Below are 2,043 nucleotides of genomic sequence, written 5' to 3'. Positions count from 1 at the left end.
GTGTCGGCGCTGGCAGCAGGCGCGACGCTCGCGGTCGCCGGCACGCTGCTGCAACGGATGACCGGAAATCCGATGGCCGCGCCGGAGGTCATGGGCATCAGCTATGGCGCCGCGATGGGCGTGATCGTCCTGCTCTATCTCTTTCCCGCTCATACGCGGCTGGCGCAGATAGGGGCGGCCGGGATCGGCGCCTTCATCGTGCTGGCACTGGTGCTGCTGTTCAGCCGGCGGTCCGAGTTCAGTCCCGAGCGCGTGCTGCTGGCCGGCGTCGCCATGAGCGCGGCGTTCGGCGCGATCATCGCCATGGCGCTGGCGACCGGTGATCCGCGCATCGGCACGCTGCTGTCGCTGCTCACCGGGTCGCTCTACCAGATCGGTCCGGCCGAGGCGGCAATCCTTGCCGCCGCGGCGCTCATTCTGCTGATCATGGTGCCGATGCTGTCGCGCTGGCTCGACATCCTGCCGCTCGGACCGGCGACCTCGCGTTCGATCGGCATCTCGCTGGCGCGGAGCCGCATCATCATCATGCTGCTGACGGCATTGCTGACGGCAACGGCAACGCTGATGGTGGGTCTTCTGAGCCTGGTGGGATTCATCGCGCCGCACATGGCGCGGATGATGGGCGCGCAGCGTGCACTTCATCAGGCGGCGTTGGCCGCGTTGATCGGGGCGATTCTGATGGTCACGGCGGACTGGGCCGGTCGCATGGTGATATTTCCGTTCCAGATGCCCGCCGGCATTTTCGCGATGATGCTTGCCGGGCCCTATCTCATCTGGCTGCTGCGGCCGCAGCGCGGCTGACCGCGCCTCAGGTGAGGGCTGCTCACCGCGCGAAGCCGATGAGATGGCCGTGATCCGGCGACGGCATCACGCCCATCGGGATGCCGTAGATGGTTTCGAGCTCGGCCGGCGTCATGATCTTGTCCGGCGTGCCGCGGGCAATCAACTTCCCGGAATGGAGCGCGATGATCTCGTCGCAGAAGCGGGCGGCCATGTTGACGTCGTGGAGCACGACGACCACGCCGAGGTTGCGTTCGCGGGCGAGCTGCTGGACGAGCGACAGCACCTCGATCTGATGGGCGATGTCCAGCGCCGAGGTCGGCTCGTCGAGCAGCAGGCATTCGGCATCCTGGGCAACCAGCATGGCGATCCAGGCCCGCTGGCGCTCGCCGCCCGACAGCGTATCGACCAGCCGGTCCGCGAACGGCTCGATATGGGTCAGCGCCATGGCGTTTGCGACCTTCTCGCGGTCGATGTCGCCGAACCGTCCGAGGGCGCCGTGCCAGGGATAGCGACCGAGTGCGACCAGCTCCTTGACCAGCATGCCGGCGGCGGGCGGCGTCTGCTGCGGCAAATAGGCGACCTTGCGGGCATAGTCCCGATCGCTCCACGCGCGCAGCGCGCGCCCTTCGAAACGAATCGTTCCCGACGAGCTAGGCTGCTGGCGCGCCAGCAATTTCAGCAAGGTCGATTTGCCGGAGCCGTTGTGCCCGATCAGCCCGACGACGCTGCGGGCCGGAAGGGACAAGGTGAGCGGTTCGAGCAGCGCGCGCCCGGCCACCGCGAAGCCGACCTGGTCAAGCTCGAACAAGGAGGCTGGCGCTTCCAGCGAGGCCTGCGTGATGTCGGTCGGCAAGGCGCGCGTCGTTTCGCCCGTCTGCACGTGTTGGAACGTCATGGTTGGCGCAGGCTCCAATAGGCGACGGCCAGATGCTGATCGCGGGAGAGCTTTCGCTCGTCGCGCAAATGGTTTCGCAGGGCCTTTAGCGTCTGCGCCTCACATGCGACCCAGGCGAAGACCTCCCGATGGTCGGGCCATCGCACTGCCTTGACGGCGTCGACCAGGAGCTGCGTCGTCCCGGCCGGACGGCCTTCGCGATGCAGCCAGCGGATCGCTACGCCGCTCGGCGCGACCAGCGAAACTTCTTCGCGCCGATCGGCGACCTCGATGAAGGCCTCGCCCGTCGCCGTCGCCGGCAGCGTCTCGAGAATTCGCGCGATGGCGGGCAGGGCGGTTTCGTCGCCCGCGAGCAGCAACCAGCG

3 protein-coding genes are annotated in these 2,043 nt (G+C 67.6%); 1 reads left to right on the top strand and 2 read right to left on the bottom strand.

The window, feature by feature from the left end; genetic code table 11:
- Positions 1-801, top strand: an 801-nt coding sequence (locus MOV74_RS36925; protein ID WP_246932304.1) for an iron chelate uptake ABC transporter family permease subunit, incomplete at its 5' end; no start/stop codon positions are given.
- Positions 802-823: 22 nt separating this feature from the next.
- On the opposite strand, the gene MOV74_RS36920 is transcribed toward MOV74_RS36925, so the two are convergent.
- Together MOV74_RS36920 and MOV74_RS36915 are read right to left on the bottom strand one after the other, a co-directional pair.
- On the bottom strand, positions 824-1,678 hold the full coding sequence (locus MOV74_RS36920) for an ATP-binding cassette domain-containing protein (RefSeq protein ID WP_246932302.1): 855 nt from the start codon (positions 1,676-1,678) through the stop codon (positions 824-826).
- Positions 1,675-2,043: siderophore-interacting protein (locus tag MOV74_RS36915; protein WP_246932300.1), on the bottom strand; the 369-nt coding region annotated here is incomplete at its 5' end. The genes MOV74_RS36915 and MOV74_RS36920, both read right to left, overlap by 4 nt.

Origin of the sequence: Bradyrhizobium sp. SHOUNA76 (assembly GCF_023006445.1) — a bacterium.
In the GTDB taxonomy this organism is placed as follows: domain Bacteria; phylum Pseudomonadota; class Alphaproteobacteria; order Rhizobiales; family Xanthobacteraceae; genus Bradyrhizobium.
This window is presented reverse-complemented; position numbering and strand designations above follow the sequence as displayed.